The following is an 18,799-nucleotide window of genomic DNA, read 5'->3' as shown; positions in this document are numbered from 1 at the left end:
AACTGATCTAGGTGAGCCAAAGCAAATGGGTCACCATCGGCAACCCTGTGAGGTAGCGTCATGTCCGCAGCCCGCTTTGGCGAGGAACTGACGTTGGGTCAACGTATCGAGACGACTTTTTTATCTTGATTTTCTCTGATAGCTGATACCGACAGGTTGCCTGTAGCAGCTTCCTGAATATGGTTGCTCCACCACGCCATCAGAGGGCGTCTGCGTTCTATGTAATCTGCTCGGTTGTACGCGCTACGTACCTCGTCTTTATCGACGTGGGCAAGCGCAACCTCGATCAATTCGGGATCCCAGCCATGCTCGTTGAGGATGGTGCTCGCCATTGAGCGCATGCCATGGCTGACCAGGCGGCCTTCAAAGCCCATTCGTTTCAGCGCCATGTTAGCGGTCTGACTGTTGCAGTGCGTGCGGGGGTTCCGGTCTGCGGGGAACACAAATTCCCGATGTCCACTGTAGGGCTTGATCGCTTCCAGAAGCGCGAGAGCCTGCTCTGTGAGCGGGACAATGTGCGCGCGGCGCTTCTTCATGCGCTCTGCAGGAATCGTCCAGATCTTCTTCTCGATGTCGATATCTGCCCAGCGGGTGGTTGCTGCCTCGACTGGCCGGGTCATGGTGTGGAGCTGCCACTCAATCAGGCAGCGGGTTGTTCTTTTTATGCTGGCATTGGCGATTGCCACCATGAGCTCTTTCAGCTCATCGGGGGGTAGTGCCGCCATGTTTTTCTTTTTCGGTTTCTTGAAGACAGAGCGGATACCGCTGAGTGGGTTCGCGTGAATCAGTCCCGAGTTGACCCCGTAGGTCATGATCTCGTTGAGCCGCTGCGTCAGCCGCTTCACGGTTTCAAGGCTGCCCTTGGTTTCGAGTGGTCGGAGCAGATTGATGACTTGCGGTGCGCTGATGGCTGAGATCGGTGTGGAGCCCAAGTCCGGGAGTATGTGCAATGTTAGCGAGCGCCAGATGTCCTCAGCGTAGGCTGGCGTCACAGCATCCTTCTTCAGTTCATACCAGGACGTCGCCACATTCTGGAGGGTATGCTCAGTCGCAGCTTGTTTAGCTTGCAGCACAGCATCCCGTTTCTCTTTAGGGTCGATGCCGTGGGCAAGTGCGTCCCTCGCTTCAACGGAACGCTTGCGTGCTTGCGCCAACGAGACTTCGGGGAAGGTACCCAGTCCCATGTTGATCCGTTTCTTTGTCACAGGGTGTCGGTAGTTGAAGTTCCATAGCTTCGAGCCATTGCTTCTCACTCGCATTTGGAGTCCGCCTCCATCAAATAGGACGTAGTCCTTTTCAGCAGGCTTGGCAGATTTGACTTTGAGTTCAGAGAGGCGGGTAGCTTGTGCGCACATTGGCATTCCAGACTTGATTTTGGCATTCCAAAAATTAGCACCTACGGGCTTGGAATGCCATTTGGAATGCCAAAAGGTATAGCTGCTCATGGACGTCTGTGGACGCCGATGGCCTTGAAAGCCTCGTATTCACTGGCTTTCAGGCACAAAAAAAGACGTCCGTGGACGTCTTTAGATGTAAATGTGGTGGAGCCGGGGGGATTTGAACCCGCGTCGAAGCCAGTAATGGCGCGCCTTCTAGGCTGAACCATGTCAAAAGGCTGTCATTCACGCGTGAAACACGTTCTGCGCCTTGCCAGTAGAAACGTAATCGGCCAGCAGCTTCAGGCGTCGGTAGTAGGCCAGAATGATCTTCACAGACGCGAGGAGGTCTCCGCTTGCGAGTCCAATGATGTGATCCTCGTGGCCTTTGAGACCGAAACCGTTGCATCCTGTCGCTAACAAGGCTTGCAGCTCTGCCTTGTCTTGGTCGTCTAGGTCCAAATCCTCTTCAGCTTTGCCAGTCCAAGAGCGATCTTGAAGCATACGATAAATATACCGGTAGGCTTCAGTTGCTTGGCTTGAGTCGGCGTTGAGATCAACTACAAGCTCTCTAATTGATTCGGCTACAGTCGCATTCACAATGAATTTTATTTGCCCAGGCGAAGCATAAGTAATGCTCTTGATATCCGCCCGGTCTTGACGAGGAATACCCTTGTAAAGCGATCTAAAAAAGTTAACCGCGCTGAAGCCGCCCCTCCAGGGGTACTTGTGGAAAAGTCTTTCAATGCTGCGCGATGTGCCCCCAGTCTCGCTAAGAAGCGCATAACCAAACGCGTAACAGTCCTGAACGAGATCAGAAAACTTTTTGAGGTCACTTACTTCCCATCTGCCATCAATATCAACTATTCGTGTAGCGCTTTCTGCGCTTAAGGGCGCATGGCCTGGAATAAACATGCCAGGCTTGGGAAGGAAGTCTGGATTTAACTCTTCGCTTTTTGTTGTCTCAAACGATTGGCCGATAACACCCCAAGTCTCAGCGAACTCATATCTTCCTTTGTGAGCGCGCGTAACGGCGTAGTGAACATCAATTTTTTCGGTTAAGAGCAAGTGCAGGTTTTCAGGGTTTATTCTAGAAAAATAGAATAAGTACCCATTCTCCCCGTCGTCATAGTTAACACCGAGATAGTTCTGAGCTTTATCGTTCTTGGCCAGTACCACTAGCGGTACCTCGTACTCCAAGAGCGTTTTGTAAATTTTTAGGCTGCTCATAGCGTAACCACCTGGCCAGTCAAGGACAGAAGATTCTTTCCGTTATATGGCCACAGATGAACGTGTGTCTCTTTATCGTGGTGCCATACGCCTGCGTCAGGGTCGAAATTAACTGCGACTGCATGAGTGAATTTTGACCGCGGAGATTTAGCAATTGCTCGGCAAGCAGCCAGGGAGGTCACTAGCGAAACCGAGCGCGCATCACATTCATCGGGATAAGGATGGTTGGGGAGGCGTTTGCGTTGCGAGTCAAAATCAGAATCGCTAGTGGTTTGTGAGCGCAGCATGCGCCACAAGACCTGGCAATTAGGCTGTTTGACTGCGCTGGGCGGGCAGCTTGCGGGTAGCTGCTCACGAAATGGGTGTACTGTGACTGCTTGCACCAATGCCTCCTCTCCTTGGTAGTGGCGTCTTGATCGCGGCGTATCATGGAGACTCGCCTACATCAAGTCAAAGGCCTTCGATCGGCTCTTTGACTTGTGAAGTCTGAGTTTCCGGGTTTTTTCCAATTGCCCCCCATAGTTCCTCTGCTCGCGAACCTGCGCCAATATCTGCCGACGGCATCCACCTTCCATACACCCTGGCGATCATAGTCCAATCCGAATGGCCGAGCTGACCCGCCACCCACATCGGATGCTCGCCTGCGGACAGCATCATCGATGCGTAAGTGTGCCGGGTCTGGTATGGACGCCGGTACCGCACGCCGGCCTTCTTCACAGCATGCGCCCACATGGTTTTCCGGATCGGCTGGTCGCCTTTCCAGCGCTCCAAGGTGCGTGGGTTCTGGAACACCTCATTGCCGGCCAGGAAGGTGTGGTCCTTCTGCGCCACCAGGGCCTCCATGGCTGGCGCCAACAGCTTGATGCGGCGCTTGCCCGATAGCGTCTTAGTCACCTCGGCTTCGCCGGCCGCAGCCTGCGTCATCGCTCTGGTGACGTAGACCTCACCCTTCAGCCAGTCGATATCGCCCCAGTCCAAGGCGACCAACTCGCTGGTGCGCATTCCTGTCCACAGAGCGAACTGCACCAGGTTCTTGGCCTGGCCATCGAGCGAGGTCAGGATCGCGCGCTGTTCCTCCGGACTGAATGGGTCAACGTCATCCTCCTTCACCTGGTCTTTGCGCGAAAACGTCCAGCCGGCCAGCGGGTTGGTGTCGATCAACTCGTCATTGTCCACGGCATCGTTCAGCGCCGAGCGCAGGCAGCTCTGGATGTTGCTCAACGTCTTGTTGGACACCTCTAGCGTGTTCAGCCAGTCGCGCACGGTCTTGCGCCTCAGGTCGACCAGCAGGGTAGGGCCGAGCGCCGGTACCAGGCGCAGCTCTACCAGCTTCCTGTACCCCTCGAAGGTGCTGCTGGAAACGTGCTGCTTCTTGCCGGCCAGCCACTTGGTCAGGAAGCCGGCTACGGTCTCCTGGCTGGCCTCTGGCGCGAATTTCGCTGCCCTGGGCGAGCCTGGGAAGGTGACGGCATAGTCGAACGTGCCATTGGCGATAGCGTGCTCGACTGCCGCCTTGTGCTGCTCGGCGCGCTTCAGGTTAGTGGCGGTGGGCTTGAGCGAGATCCGCTCACGGCACCGAACGCCGCGATACATGAACGTGATTTCGATACTCGACTCGGAGACTGCCCGAACTCCCCGCCCATCTCTACCCACGACTCATATCCCTCCACATCAATCAGTACTCGGCCATCTGGGGCTTTGATCCATATCTCTCCGAGCCGCCAAATTCCGTCGCGAAGCTTCGAGCGGATAGCGTCTTCGGAGTAACCAGACTCGCTGGCAAATTTCCTCACGGTTACGTAGCGCATGCGTCGGTATTCCTGGCTATTCAGGGGGTGACGATTGCGCATAGGTCGCGTATCGATTTGGCGCAGAGGGCTTGCTCATGCGAGCAGCGTCTAACAATTCTGTTGGTCATATCCGACTTCCTTTAATTACTCGGATACAGCCTACGGACGGTTTCCTGGCGTGGGTTTCGCTTTCACGCAACAAAAGCGACGGAATTAGATCCCTGAGAAATTCCCTACCAGGGGATGGGCAAGCCATTCGACATAGTCAGGCTGCTGGTTGCTCTGAAAGACCAAAGCCGGCATCAGGTCTGATGCAGTTTTTTCTGCTCGAACGCGATGCGGTTCATTACGCAGATTGGGATTGCGAACCCTTGAATATTTGTTTTGAAGGTCTCGCAACCGTCCTCGACGATTCCGCAGGGCACACCCCGGCGGAAACGCATTCCTCTGCCGATGTAGTTGCGCAGGATGATTTCCCAGGACTCGTCGTCGTAATAGAACCCTGTGATCTCAGCCCAGTTGGCCTTGACTCCGCTTCCAATGACTCCTTCAGGCGCCAGGCAGAAAATCTCTACCTGGTTTTCTTGGGTGACTGGTACGGCGTAAATCCGGCCATTCGGTGCTACTGGTGGGAAAGTTCGCCCGTTCCCAATGTCACGAAATTCCATGGTGGTGCTCCGTGTGCATGACGTTGCGTGACACGCTATGCCATGTCTTGGAAATCCCAAGCCAGCTACATCGCGGGGGGGAGGTGTGCCGTTGGGTTTTCTGCAAGTCGCCGTAAGCTGTGGTAATCACAACAGGGAGTGGCGCCATGGGTAGTACATCAACAGTGATTCGAGTCAGCGTGCTGGCTGCGGCAGTAGCTTTTCTGATTGGGTGCCCTGCCACTCAATGGCCGAAGACTGTTCAGCTTCCTGAGCCAGAGGATGTGCCGAAAGAAAAATGGTCGGATGCGATGCACGTTCTGACTGCCATGGGGATTTCCGGGCAGCGTGACGTTCCAATCGAGATGGTAGGTGGAGTTGATAGGATGAGCCCCACCAACAGCTCAGTGGCAGGGCTAGGGGATGCCGGATTAAGTGCGATTGGATATGTGTCACCACCTTCAGGCATGAGCGGTGGTGCAGCCGCAGGTGTTGGCTTGGGTTTGATGCTACTGGGTGGATCAAGTGATCCGGCTCGGGCAACTCAAGTTGTTGCCTGGGTGCCTTCCGATCAGGCCGGCTCACCAGAGGAGGCTTCGGCCCTGGCGCTGCAGAAGGTTGAGGAGGCTCGCAGAAAGATTTTCTCAGGTGGTTTGTCAAAGCTGGGTATGCAGACCGGCCGATACCCTGATGGTCATTCGCGCTCGTATGCAACGCTTGCCGATATCTTTGCGGAACGTCCTATCCCATTTGTGGATACACCTGCTGCGTCACCAAGTTTCATGGTGTCGCCTCACAGCTACGGGCCGATTTTTATCCGGCACAACCAGTTCACGCTTGATGCCTACAAAAACGACATGACTACTTCGGAAGCCATGCTGCAGGCGTCGAAGTACCTACCCGAATGGATCTACATCTACCATCCTGGTCAGCGACTGAGGAAGGGTTCGATCCCGGCGGCCATCTTCAACCAAGGCCGAGCGCTTTACTTCGTAGGGAAATAATTCTGCTGGTTTTTTCGTCGCGGGCCTTCGCATGTCTGCGGCGATTTTTTGGAGTATGCCTCAGCTGATACACGCACATTCGCATTTATTTTGGCTTTTCGCTTGATAAGTAACACCCATAGTACAACAGAATTAGTAGGACACCCTAACTGATACAGGGACCCATCATGTTCATTCGCGCATACCTCCGAGCATCCACCGAAGAACAAGACGCCAGCCGCGCCCAGGCCTCGCTTGAGCAGTTCGCCAGCGCCCATAACAAGGTCGTCGCGAGCGTGTATCTGGAGAATGCCAGCGGCGCCTCCGCAGACCGGCCCGAGCTGCTGCGTTTGCTCAAAGATGCGCGCAAGGGTGACGTGCTGCTGGTGGAGTCGATAGACCGGCTCTCCCGCTTGCCGGTAGAGGACTGGCAGAAGCTCAAGGCCACGATTGATTCCAAGGGCCTGCGCATCGTCGCGCTCGATCTGCCGACCAGTCACCAGGGAATGCAGGACACGAAGGGCGACGAGTTCACCGGGCGGATGCTGGGCGCTATCAACTCGATGCTGGTGGAAATGATGGCCGCCATTGCGCGCAAGGATTACGAGCAACGCCGCGAGCGCCAGGCCCAGGGTATCGAGAAGGCCAAAGCTGCCGGTAAGTATCAGGGCCGGCCGGTCGATGAAGATCTGCACAAGCGCGTTACGGAACTGCTCGGTGCCGGCCTTGGCATCCGCGCAACAGCCAGGCACGCCAACTGCTCAACCACCACAGTCCTCAGGATCAGGGACTTGGCCAACGCCTGAAAGCACTTTTCCAGGAGCCGGCACGCTTCAGCTCGCCGAGGTCTTCAGCCATGGCCTTGGCGTAGACGTAGACGTAAGCGGCAAAGGTGCGCGCGCCTTTTCCAATATGGTAGCCGGCCAGCGTAATACCTGCCTGCATGATTTTCGGGTCGATGCCCCTGTTTAGCTGAGTCAGCTTGGCCGTCAGAATGGTGCGCGCCTTCTCGGCTGCATCCTCGGTGAAAATCGTGTTCTCGGTGACGGCTGATTTCGCAGGAGCTTCGGTCTTGGCTATTTCTGCGTCAAAAGCGGCTACGTGTGGTTGCGACATTGCACGCATTTGCATTCGTTCTGACCACCGATTGCATCGGATTTGACCAGCACGCTTCGTAGCCATGATCGGCAGAAAACGACGCATTGCTGCCTTTCACGGACGGCGGATATCGGCCGTTGGCGTGGATTATCCACGCCATGCAGAGGGTTGTGAAAATGTCTTATGCGTAGTCACCGATCAGGGTGAGTACGTCGTCGATGAAACGCCCCTCGGCAGGGTCGGTGCCCTCGCGCAGGTAGCCCGGCAGCCGCTGCTGAAACTCACTGCGGTCGGCCGGTTTGAACTCCAACAGGGCTTCGAGCATGGCGGGGCGCAGCAGGCGGCGATTGTCAGACGTGTTGGGAAGGGCTGCGCGGATGATCTGCTGATCCAGGTAGAGCAGTCTCTCGCGCAAGCTGGTATCTCCGTCTTGGGTGATACGTTCGGCGTGCTGGTTCTGCTCCTCGGCGACTTGCTGGATGATCTGTTCTTCGGCCTGTTCTGGCTCTGCCTCCATGGCCGGTTCGGTACGCAGTGCGGCGAGTTCCTGAAGGATAGGTTCGAGCTGTAGCCTGGTATTGCGGAACCAGTCCACCGACCAGATGCGGCGGATACGCCAGCCGAGCTGCTCCAGCACGCTCTGGCGCAGGCGGTCGCGGTCGCGGGCTGACTTGGCCGAGTGGTAGGCCGCACCATCGCACTCGATGCCCATCAAATAGCGGCCAGGCTGGCCAGGATCGCGAACGGCCAGATCGATGAAGAAGCCGGCGACACCGACCTGAGGCTCGCACTGATAACCGTGGCGTTCTAGTTCCTCGATAACAGCGACTTCGAAGTCGCTGTCTGAGGATCTGCCCGTTTCGCGGATATGGGGCATATGTCCCGATTCGGCGAATTGCAAGAAGTCGCGCAGGGCAAGCACGCCACGGCTTGATGTACCAGTCGCAACCACGTCGCTGGCGGTGAAAGAAGCGAACACTTGCATGCGCTTCTTGGAGCGGGTGAACAGCACGTTCAGGCGGCGCCAGCCATCTGCGCCGGTGATGGGGCCAAAGCGCTGCGGCACGGTACCGCCGATCTCCATTGGGCCATAGGTGGTGGAGATGTAGATAACGTCGCGTTCGTCACCCTGGACGTTCTCCAGGTTCTTGATGAACAGCGGCTCATCGATTTCTTTGTTACGGCTGAGGGCCTCCTGCAGCGTTGGATTCTGTTTGGCGAGCTGCTCTAGGGCGCGGTCAATTTGTTCGGCTTGTTTGACGTTCATGGCGACGACGCCGAGCGACTCTTCGGGGCGGTGTAGCAAATGGTGCTCGATGGCTTTGGCGATGATCTCTGCTTCTTCAATGTTGCGCTGTTCAACAAAACGCCCGCGAGCTACCCGCACAAACTTCACGCCGAATTCGTTCGATTCACGGTGAGGTGATGGGTAGACCACCAGGTTGCTGTCGTAGAAAGCTTTGTTGGAGAAGGCGATCAGGCTTTCATGACGCGAACGATAGTGCCAGCGCAGGCGGCGCAACTTGAACAGCGGCATGGCCGCTTCGAGGATACTTTCCGAATCCTGAGCCAGAGAGGTTTCGTCGCTGTATTCGTCGTCATTACCACCTTGACGGGAGAAGAAGCTGGTAGGAGGCAGCTGTTTGGGATCGCCGACGACGACCAGTTGGCTGCCTCGGGAGATGGCGCCTAGGGCTTCTTCCGGTCGCATCTGCGAAGCTTCGTCCATGACGATGATGTCGAAGTGCACCTTGCCGGCGGGCAGGTACTGAGCGACTGCCATGGGCGACATCATGAAACAGGGTTTCAGCCCTTGTAGTGCTTCAGGGGCGCGCAGCATTAACGAGCGAATGGATTCGTGTCGAGTTTTCTTGCCAGCCTCATGTTTCAGCAAGGCGAGCTGGGTGCGATCTTTGACTTTGCCAGAGTTGTTGCCTTCTGGAACCTTGTGCTGATCGATCTTAGCGGCCAACTGCTCACGTTGAAGTTTGGTGAGCTGATTGTCTATCTCGACAAAGCGAGCTCGGATGGCCTCTTGGTCCTTGCCGGAGAACTGCCCCAGCGCCGGATTGTTTTCGAGTATTTGTTTGGCCCAGAGATCCATAAGGCCCAGCAGGCAGGCATCTTTGGCCCTATCCGCCGTTAGTGTTTGGTTCTCGGCCGCGAAGATCACTGCTTCAAAGCCCAAATCAGCAAGTCGCTTGCGTAGGCGACGGTATTCCAGCCAGTGTTCAATCAGCTCCTCGTTCTGCGCTGCCCATTGCATGCGTTGATTGAGGCAGGTGAGGTCGTCCTGATCGACGTGCTTCCACCAATGATCCGGCTCTACTTCAGCCGCGTTAATGAAGCCGGTCAACGCCTGCTCCCAGGCCTGCAGCGCGGTAGCCAGCTGCTGGCTCAGGGCGTTCCAGTTGCCAACTAACTGCTCGGCCTGTTTGGTGGTACAGACTGAGAGCTGGGGTACTAGCAGGTGGCGTATCGACAGCGCCATGATCGGGCGGACGAACGATACGGTGTGGCGCCAGGCGATCAGACGGCCACGCGCTTCGGCCAGATTGTCGAAGCTAGGCAGCTCTTCTCCTTTAAGGCAGGCGAGCAGCTCGGCATTGTTGTGCAGAGCTGCGGCACGTTCCTGCCAGTTCTCAACGGCTTTCGCGAGCGCCAGTACGCGGCCGGTGGTCGGTGCCTGTTCGCTAATGAGCGGCAGAAGCGCATTGAGCGCGGCACCTATTTCCTTGATGAGTCGCATGTATAGGCCGTTGGGGGCCAGCAAGTCTTCTGATTTTAGCTGGTGACCATTCAAAGGCAGAGTGCTTTCAAGCTCACTGCGATGGGACATTACGTCCGAGAAGTATTCTTTTAGCTCGCTAGCTTCACCAAGCAGGCGCTCCAGCACCAGGGGGTTTTCTTTTAGAAGGTATTCAGCAACCCAGACGCAGCCTCCGAAGCCGCGCCCACACTTGTCCCGAAGCGCACGGTACCAGTTACGCAGGGCAATCAGATCAGCGGTTTTGGTTCCCACATCCTTGAAGTGCTCGCCGAGCACCTCGCGGTAGGTTGAGTCGGTCGCTAGGCGGTTATAGTTGCGTTTGTAGGCGATTCCGTCCGGCAGTATTTGAAGGGCTGACTTCAGCTTGATACCTGGCCGTACCATGGCAAGAACCTCTGCCTTGGCTGAGCGCCAGCTGCTCTTGAACCAGCGGAATAGCGAGCCGTCTGCAAGCACTCGCTGCAGGTCCTCCAGGCGAGTGTGATCCGGGAGTCGGTCAAGTATGAAGACGCTGGCGGACTGCTCTTCGAGCTGTTTGATATTGGTTAAAAGTTCGCTGAGCTCAGGTAAAACTCTGTCCAGCGAAGCATCTTCGAAGCGTTTGTGGCGCCACTCCGCCAAGGCGATGGGCATTTGCAGCATGAGTTCAAGCAACAGGCTCAATTGCTCGATGCCCTGCTTGTCTGTTCTGAGCGACTGAGTAGCTGGCGCTTTCGCGATGGTTTGTATCAGCAACTGAGCTTTGGGGGCTTCATCAATGAGCTCCTGGGCTTCTTGGATCAACTCTAGGAGGTCATCTAGTTTCAGATTGCTACTATCGTTGTGCTGCCGTATCTGCGCGCAGGATTTCTTAATCAATTCGAGGGCTTGAGGAGAGCCGATGACACTGGGGTGCAAGGCCTGGTTCAGGGCAATTTGCTGCTCCATCAACTGATCCATGCCTTCTAACCAGGCCTGGAGCGCCTCACAGCTAGAGGCATCGAGTCGGTTGATCAAGTCCCAGTCTTCGTCTCCTTTGGGCATTGGCATTGCCGATAATGCGCTTGCCAACTGCTGGATGGCCTTGGGGGAGAACGAGGCAGCATCAGCTGCTTTAAGGTCAGTCGAGGCCTTGGCTCGCACTGCGCTTAACTCATCAAGTGCGTCTATAGTGTTTTTCAGCTGGAGCAAGATATCGGATCGTTCTAGTCCGCTTATTTGCGTTTTGGTGCAGCCAAACCATGGATGAGTTTCAAGCTTGCCGCTCTGGCCGGCTTCCTGTGCAGTTTTGGTGTAGATGTGGGCAAAATAACCCGCTTGCTCATGAACCTGACTCTTATCCAGGCTGACAGCGTTGGAGGGATGGAAGTCAGCAGGTCGGATGGTCAAGCTTTCACGTAAGCGCGTGGCTTGCATCAGGATCTGGTGAGCAGTTAGCCCAGTATTGGCATGGAGGCTATGCAGTTGCCGGACATGATCATTGAGCTGCTGCTTCAGTCGCTCGTAGTTGTTGATCAAATCGTTCAGCTGACCGGGCTCACGGTAGCTACCTCGATTACTTATGCGCTGCCCAATACTTGCAGCCACCGCACTCTTCTGGCTTTTGTGGCTGTGTATCTCCAGGCAGAACTCTCCCAGCCCAGCGCGCGTGAGTCTGTTCTTAACAACCTCCAATGCAGCACGTTTTTCAGCAACGAAGAGCACTTTTTTGCCCTGCGCCATCGCTGCGGAGATCATGTTGGTGATGGTCTGCGATTTACCTGTACCAGGCGGCCCTTCGATCACCAGGTCTTCGCCGCGCATCACATCGACCAATGCACTGTGCTGTGAGCTGTCTGCGTCATCGATCAGTGGATAGTTCCGGTGCACATCTTGGAGTTGGTCGATAGCGTGCTCGCTGCTGAATCCACTGGCAGTGGACTCGGGCCGTTCACTCTCTGCCAGGCCAATCAGCCGCTGAACCAGACTGCTCTGGAGTAACACCTGGTTTTTGCCAGGCTCAAGATCCAGATACATCATCAGCTTGCCGAACTCGAACAGGCCCAAGGAGGCAAAGCGGTGCAGTTTCCAGTCCGGCTTCACTTCGAGAACTGTGTCCCGTACTCGAGTGAAGTACTCCTCTGGCAGTAGGTCTTCGGTGATACGTGGCAGCGCAATGCCAAAATCTCGACGAAGTTTCTCCCTGAGCGAGAGGTTGGTGAGGATGTCTTCGCCGGTGTAAAGAACCTCGTAGTCGAAGGTCGCTGTTTTGGGGTTGAGCTTTCCTTTCTCCAAGCGGACGGGTAGCAGCATCAGTGGGGCAAGGCGTGCACTATTCTTCCCGACGATTGACTCATCCCATTCGAGGAATCCTAGTGCCAGGTAAAGGATGTTGGCGCCGGTTTCATCGAGCGATAGGCGCGACTGCGCATGCAGGGTCTGCAGTCGTGACTCCAGCTCAGTTGGGTAATACAGGGTTTGAATGGCATCGTCAGCGTATTTGTCGCTGGGCACTTCCGATCCTTTTGGCAGTTCGTAGCTGGTTTCCATGCCAAGAATCTGCGCCCAGGTCTCCGCAGTTGGCGGTTTCTTAAGCTCGCTGACACTGCCGGTTTGCTCGTCGTACTTGAGATAGCCCTGTTCGATTAACTGGCGCTCTGTCGGCTCGGGAACCGGCGCGAAACGCATTGTCTGGTCGGTCGTCAGCGTTTCAAAAAGATGGTCGGGGAGTTCGTCGATAATTCGCGCGAAGCGCTTGGAGCGAGCATGCGAGAAATTCAGAAGCCGGTTTCTCGCACTGAGGTCTAAAAGGCGGCTGCGCAGTTTTTCCAGGCTTTCCGGGCTGTCGCTGGCCGGCTCATCCAGATCCTCCCAGTTGGATTGCTCATAGATGGATGTCTGTTGGGCGCTAGGTTTCCAGTTGGTGTCGAAGCGGAACACTGAACCGCCCCGGCCGCTGCCTTTTTGCAGTTTGCCTCGTGCGATCAGTTCTTCCCTAATTAACCAATAGTCTTCGTCAGTAACCGCGAAGTCATGAAGTTCTGCTTTCTGTTCAAGCCGCTGCTTGAGGGTCTTGTTGCCTACTGCTGCTCCGTCTCCAGGTACCAGATCCAGTATCCAGTCCTGTACGAGCTTCCTTTCATTGACTGTCAAAGGCCGGCTGGCTGGAGATTGCACCGTCATGTAATTCATCCATCGGGAAACGTAGAGGCGGATGCAGGCCGAGCTTGCCGAGTCAGGACAGATGGGATGGCGGGGGCTTAAGAGGCGCCTAAGACGCTGCTTCACTTGCTGAAGCCGTCCCTGGTGTCATGCAACAAACTGTGACTGCGTTCACGTCACAGTAGCGGGTGGGCTGGATGTGGTAAAGCGAGAAAGAGACTGCACGACCTGAAATGCCCCACTGACAAGTTAACTGGCCGCGACGACTCAGTAAGTCGGCCCTATTCTGGGGGGCATTTTGAATACCTGCTTCTGACCGATTCTGTTGAAAAAGTCCAGCTTGGTTCCCACGGCAGAAAAGTACACGCCTGAGATTGAAATCCTTGCTTTCAGCAGAGAGAGAGGCTTCCAGCCCCGGATTTCACATAGCAGCGCGCAAAAGAGGTGTTTTCCCCCATCAGTACGCGAGCATTTTGGGAAAACCGACTTTTTCAACAGAATCGGTCGATCTCTACCGGTCACGGCCACGAAGTGTGCTGGTAAGAGCGAATGCAAATGGGTGGGCAAGTCTGTGCAATTGCCTAACGGTCGCGCCGTTGTGTCCACTGGACGCTTCAGTGTTCGACTTCAGCCAGACCGATCAGCTGCTGCAACGCGCCTATCAATCGACCCAAATGTGGATTGAAGGAGGCGAGTTGATCCGCACCGGGGGCCCGGACTCGTTGCAGGCTTACACCCTTCATACTGGTTGATGGGTAATCTTCGCCCCGAAAGTCTTTGGAATAAAAAGTCCCGCCTGAGCATTGTCCGGCGGGGCTTTCTTTTGCCTACTGCTGCCACCCTGCTGTCACGACCAAACCGATCTATCAGGAAAAAGTCTTGAGAGGCCCGAATTATATGGTGTCCCAGGGCAGGTTCGGACTGCCAACCTTCCCCTTTGGAGGGGCAAAACTTCGGTGCTTACAAAAGGGCGGCCTGAGAAGGGGGGCTGCATCAGCGCATTGGTGAGCTGCTCGGCGCTGGCCTCGGGATTCGGGCTGCCGCTCGCCATGCAGGGGGCAGTAACACCACAGTACTTAAAATCCGCGATCAAATGACCGAGTAGCGACGCAGTTTTACGTGCTGTCGAGCAGTAGTGACATCCGTGCGAATTCTACCCCGGCTGTATTCTCCGCTTGGGTAGAATTGCGGTCGCCAGGGGTGAACTGGCTCGTTTAACGGCCCAGGCGACGGCGCAGGGCTCGAATCATTCTGGCGCGCATGAAAACGGTTGCGACTGACACCGCAAGTGCTATACCGCCCGCCACTTCACCGAAACGGACGAACGCAACGATGTTCACCAGTGCGAGAACCATAAGGCCGTAGAACTCGGCATTGGCCTTGCCGGCAGCCAGAGCCTGATGTTCGGTGAGCATCCACTTCGGCGACAGGCAAAAGGGGCATACGGACGACTCAGGGTCACGGCCGCCCACGGGTACTCCGCTGATGTAGAACGGCGCGCTGGTGACCACCTTTGGAACCATCATCTTCTTGCAGCACTGACACTCAACTTTGCTCATGACGTGAACCTGCTGGACTTGGCACATGCCTGAACGTTACCCGAGCACTGGCGAATCCCAAGTCAGCGGCTGCGGGCATGCCGGTGTGCTGACATATCAGTCGGTGTGATGTTTCTTATCGAGATGATCAGCGACCTTGTAGCCAATCACCGCAGCCACTCCCAAAGTGCCAACCACGCCAATGACCGCATAAACCAGTAGCTCAATCGCTTCCATGTCTTGCTCCTTCTGGGCTGAAAATTTGCACTGAATCCAGCTTCTCACCTGCTGTGCCAATCCCAAGGATTTCATCCTCCTGAAATCCGTTTCCGCCGGTACCTGGCTGATTGAATTCCAGGGCGACCTGCGCAGCGCTCATACCCGCTGCGCGACACGGGTTTCAAAAAATTATGCTCACACTGCCTCTCTTGCTTATGGGAGTCTGACGGTTCACCTCACATAGAGAGAATCTGCCGATTTTGGCCGAAGGGGTGTCGTGAAGGGGTGTTGCCGCTGTAGCCCGCATGGTTACTGGGTTTCAGGCTTTTCAGGGCGTCTTCTACAGGTTAAGGGGTGTCGTAAAGGGGTGTTGTCGCTCAGGTAAGGGGTGTCGTGAAGGGGTGTTGTCGCTCAGGTAAGGGGTGTCGTGAAGGGGTGTCGTCGCTGCAGCCAGCGTGGTTACTGGGTTTCAGGTTGTTCAGGATGTCTTGTACAGATTAAGGGATGTTGTAAAGGGGTGTTGCTGTCCAGGTAAGGGGTGTCGTGAAGAGGTGTCGTCGTTGCAGCCGCATGGCTACAGGGCCTCGGCTCTTCGCTGTGTGCCATAACGGCAGCGGCAGATCGACGACGGATGACGACTGAGCATCAGGGGGCATTCGTCAGACGCACGCTGTGACAACAGATGGTCGTCAGATGACGACGCTACGGGCGAGCGAAAGGGCGCATGCAACCAATGAACAATAGATGACGACGATGAGCTGCATTGGGGCGATTCAGTTGCTCAAATGGCAAAGCCGGCTGATCCATTACCTGTCGGATAATCACTGCATAGGTCGCTAAAACCCGATTTCAAGAACGCGTGCAGCAGACATGCCGTTGCTGGCGACACGTTCGGGTGCGGCCTGAGCATCCTCGGGTATTGGGAACGGAGCGCAAATGAGCCGTCGGGCCTGTGACATGCAGCCAGCTCGACGGGTTAGACTCGCGTTTTTGCCCGTACTCCAAGGAATTATTGCGTGAACACGGAGAATCATTCCCAAACGGCCGCTTTCCTCTGGTCGATTGCCGATCTGCTGCGCGGTGACTTCAAGCAGTCCCAGTACGGCCGCATCATCCTGCCGTTCACCCTGCTGCGGCGCATGGAGTGCGTGCTGGAGCCGACCAAGGATGCCGTGATCAGCCAATCCTGCGCCCAGGAAGGGCGGCCTGACCTGGTGCGCGAGAAGCTGCTGCTGCGCGCTGCCGGTCAGCAGTTCTTCAATGCATCGCCGCTGTCGCTGGGCACGTTGTCCGATACCCAGACTAGCGAAGACTTGATGAGCTATGTGCAGTCCTTCAGCACGGACGGACGCGAGATCTTCGAGCATTTTCACTTCGAGGACTTTGTCCAGCAACTGGCCAGCGCCGACTTGCTGTATCTGGTGGTGCAGCGCTTCGCGGCGGTCGACCTGAGCCCCGAGCGCATCAGCAACTTCGGCATGGGCATCATCTTCGAAGAGCTGATCCGCAAATTTGCGGAAAGCTCCAACGAAACCGCCGGGGAGCACTTCACCCCGCGCGACATCGTGCACCTGACCACCTCGTTGGTGATCACCGGCCAGGACGACAAGCTCAAGCCCAACAGCATCGTCACCATTTACGACCCGACGGCGGGCACCGGCGGCTTCCTGTCCGAGGGCGACGAGTACATTCAGTCGATCAGCGAGCAGGTCACCGTGTCCCTGCATGGTCAGGAACTCAACCCCGAGTCCTACGCCATCTGCAAGGCGGACATGCTGATCAAGGGCCAGAAGGTCGAGAACATCAAGCTGGGCAACACCCTCTCGGACGACCAACTGGCCGGCGGCAAATTCGACTTCATGCTCAGCAATCCGCCGTTCGGCGTCGAGTGGAAGAAGGTGCAGAAGCGGATCACCGACGAGCACAAGGAAAAGGGTTTCGCTGGCCGCTTTGGTCCCGGCCTGCCGCGGGTGTCCGATGGCTCGCTGCTGTTCCTGCTGCACCTGACCAGCAAGATGCGTGACCCGCGTGAAGGCGGTTCACGGATCGGCATCATCCTCAACGGTTCGCCGCTGTTCACCGGCGGTGCTGGCAGTGGCGAGTCGGAGATCCGCCGCTACCTGCTGCAGAACGACCTGGTCGAGGCGATCATCGCCCTGCCCACCGACATGTTCTACAACACCGGCATCGCCACCTATGTGTGGGTGCTGTCCAACCACAAGGCCCCCGCGCGCAAGGGCAAGGTACAGCTGGTCGATGGCACCCAGCACTTCAGCAAGATGCGTAAATCCCTGGGCAGCAAGCGCCAGTTCATCACCGACGAGCAGATCGACGACCTGGTACGCCTCTACGGCCGCTTTGAGCAAACTGCGCAGAGCAAGATCTTCCCCATCGAAGCCTTCGGCTACCGGCGCATCACCGTCGAGCGCCCGTTGCGCCTGAGCTTCCAGACCACCCCGCAACGCATCGAGCGCGTCCTCGAAGAAAAAGCCATGCAGAAGCTGGACGACGACGCCCGCCTGCGTCTGCTGACCGCGTTGCAGTCAATGGATGCCGGCATCGTCCATCGTAACCGCGAGCAGTTCGCCAAGGTGCTGAAAAAGGCCCTGGCCGGACATGGCATCAGCCTCAGTACCGCCGAGCAGAAAGCCGTGATGAACGCATTGGGCGAACGCGACCCCGAGGCCGATATCTGCATGACCAAGGGCCAGCCCGAGGCCGATAGCGGTCTGCGCGACAACGAAAACGTACCGCTGGGCGAGTCGATCTACGATTACTTCGAGCGCGAAGTGAAGCCCCATGTGCCGGACGCCTGGATCGACGAGAGCAAGCGTGACGCCCAGGACGGCGAAGTCGGTATCGTCGGCTTCGAAATTCCGTTCAACCGGCACTTCTACGTGTTCCAGCCGCCGCGCCCGCTGGAAGACATCGACCGCGACCTCAAGGCCTGCACCGACCGCATCAAGCAAATGATCGAGGCGCTGTCGGCATGAGCGAGCCAAACACACCCCGCAGTGCAACGGACGAGCGTTTCGACGAAGTGCTCGCGCTGATCCACAGTGCCAGGCAGCAGGCCATGCAGGCGGTGAATACCCGGCTGATCGAGCTGTACTGGCAGGTCGGCGCTTATATCAGCCGCAAGCTGGAACAGGCCGAGTGGGGCGATGCCGTGGTCAGCCAGCTGGCCGATCATCTGGCCCGGACCCAACCAGGGCTGCGCGGTTTTACCCGGTCGAATTTGTTCCGCATGCGCCAGTTCTACGAGACCTACCGCACCGAGGAAAAAGTCGCACCACTGGCGCGACAATTATCCTGGTCGCACAACCTGATCATCTTCAGCCAGAGCAAGCTCCCGGAAGAGCGGGAGTTCTACCTGCGCATGGCGGCTCAGGAGAAGTGGTCGAAGCGCGAGCTGGAGCGCCAGTTCAAGGCGGCGCTGTTCGAGCGCAGTGTCACCCAGCCGGCAAAAGTCTCAGCAGTCCTGAGACACACTCACCCCGCCGCGCTGGAAGTGTTCCGCGATGCCTATATGGTCGAGTTTCTCGACCTGCCGGGCGGCCATGCCGAGGCCGATCTGCACCGGGGCTTGCTGGCCCGGCTCAAGGAGTTCCTGATCGAGCTGGGCCGCGACTTCTGTTTTGTCGGCTCCGAATACCCGCTGCAAGTCGGCGGGCGTGATTTCGCCCTGGATCTGCTGTTCTTCCACCGTGGCCTCAATTGTCTGGTGGCCATCGAGCTCAAGGTCGGCCGCTTCGAGCCGGAGTACCTGGGCAAGCTCGGCTTCTACCTGGAAGCGCTGGATCGCGACGAGCGCAAACCCCACGAAAACCCCGCCATCGGCGTGCTGCTCTGTGCCAGCAAGGACGACGAGGTGGTCGAATACGCCCTCAACCGCAGCCTGTCGCCGGCGCTGATCGCCGAATACCAGACCCGTCTGCCGGACAAGCAGTTGCTTCAGGCCAAGCTGCATGAGTTCTATGCGCTGAATACCGCACAGGGAGAGGCGCAATGAGCCAGTTCAAGCCATA

General features: G+C 56.8%; 11 protein-coding genes and 1 pseudogene. 5 read left to right on the top strand and 7 right to left on the bottom strand.

Annotated features, from left to right (window positions below; translation table 11 throughout):
• Positions 1–98: 98 nt before the first annotated feature.
• The 4 genes from GST84_22800 to GST84_22785 form a co-directional block, all read right to left on the bottom strand.
• The gene (locus GST84_22800) at positions 99–1,355 is read right to left on the bottom strand and encodes a tyrosine-type recombinase/integrase (protein ID XGB15822.1); all 1,257 of its coding nucleotides are present in this window, start codon (positions 1,353–1,355) and stop codon (positions 99–101) included.
• A gap of 267 nt (positions 1,356–1,622) precedes the next feature.
• Positions 1,623–2,606, bottom strand: coding sequence for a hypothetical protein (locus tag GST84_22795; GenBank protein ID XGB15013.1), 984 nt, complete (start codon positions 2,604–2,606; stop codon positions 1,623–1,625).
• Positions 2,607–3,056: 450 nt separating this feature from the next.
• Positions 3,057–4,259, bottom strand: a complete 1,203-nt coding sequence (locus tag GST84_22790; protein ID XGB15012.1) for a DUF3596 domain-containing protein — start codon at positions 4,257–4,259, stop codon at positions 3,057–3,059.
• Positions 4,260–4,698: 439 nt separating this feature from the next.
• Entirely contained in the window at positions 4,699–5,064 is a 366-nt protein-coding gene (locus GST84_22785; GenBank protein XGB15011.1) for a hypothetical protein, read from the bottom strand.
• Positions 5,065–5,210: 146 nt separating this feature from the next.
• Between GST84_22785 and GST84_22780 the strand changes: the two genes are divergently transcribed.
• Both GST84_22780 and GST84_22775 read left to right on the top strand, forming a co-directional pair.
• Entirely contained in the window at positions 5,211–6,047 is an 837-nt protein-coding gene (locus tag GST84_22780; GenBank protein ID XGB15010.1) for a hypothetical protein, read from the top strand.
• A 167-nt stretch (positions 6,048–6,214) separates the two neighbouring features.
• The gene (locus tag GST84_22775) at positions 6,215–6,832 is read left to right on the top strand and encodes a recombinase family protein (GenBank protein ID XGB15009.1); all 618 of its coding nucleotides are present in this window, start codon (positions 6,215–6,217) and stop codon (positions 6,830–6,832) included.
• On the opposite strand, the gene GST84_22770 is transcribed toward GST84_22775, so the two are convergent.
• Together GST84_22770 and GST84_22765 are read right to left on the bottom strand one after the other, a co-directional pair.
• Positions 6,810–7,151 (bottom strand): hypothetical protein, encoded by a 342-nt coding sequence (locus tag GST84_22770; GenBank protein XGB15008.1) that lies wholly within the window; start codon positions 7,149–7,151, stop codon positions 6,810–6,812. The genes GST84_22775 and GST84_22770 overlap by 23 nt on opposite strands.
• Before the next feature lie 154 nt (positions 7,152–7,305).
• Positions 7,306–13,035 (bottom strand): DUF4011 domain-containing protein, encoded by a 5,730-nt coding sequence (locus GST84_22765; GenBank protein XGB15007.1) that lies wholly within the window; start codon positions 13,033–13,035, stop codon positions 7,306–7,308.
• A gap of 566 nt (positions 13,036–13,601) precedes the next feature.
• Between GST84_22765 and GST84_22760 the strand changes: the two are divergent.
• Positions 13,602–13,766: pseudogene (locus GST84_22760) on the top strand (patatin-like phospholipase family protein).
• Positions 13,767–14,228: 462 nt separating this feature from the next.
• Here the strand turns inward: GST84_22760 and GST84_22755 are convergent.
• Entirely contained in the window at positions 14,229–14,573 is a 345-nt protein-coding gene (locus GST84_22755) for a hypothetical protein (protein ID XGB15006.1), read from the bottom strand.
• Positions 14,574–15,787: 1,214 nt separating this feature from the next.
• Between GST84_22755 and GST84_22750 the strand changes: the two genes are divergently transcribed.
• Positions 15,788–17,764 (top strand): N-6 DNA methylase, encoded by a 1,977-nt coding sequence (locus GST84_22750; GenBank protein XGB15005.1) that lies wholly within the window; start codon positions 15,788–15,790, stop codon positions 17,762–17,764.
• Positions 17,761–18,783, top strand: a complete 1,023-nt coding sequence (locus GST84_22745) for a DUF1016 family protein (protein XGB15004.1) — start codon at positions 17,761–17,763, stop codon at positions 18,781–18,783. Before GST84_22750 ends, GST84_22745 begins: the two co-directional genes overlap by 4 nt.
• The last annotated feature ends 16 nt before the right edge of the window (positions 18,784–18,799 follow it).

Origin of the sequence: Pseudomonas putida (assembly GCA_041879295.1) — a bacterium.
GTDB classification, from domain to species: domain Bacteria; phylum Pseudomonadota; class Gammaproteobacteria; order Pseudomonadales; family Pseudomonadaceae; genus Aquipseudomonas; species Aquipseudomonas putida_Y.
The sequence above is the reverse complement of the archived record's forward strand: the minus strand, read 5'-3'. Positions and strand labels throughout refer to the sequence as shown.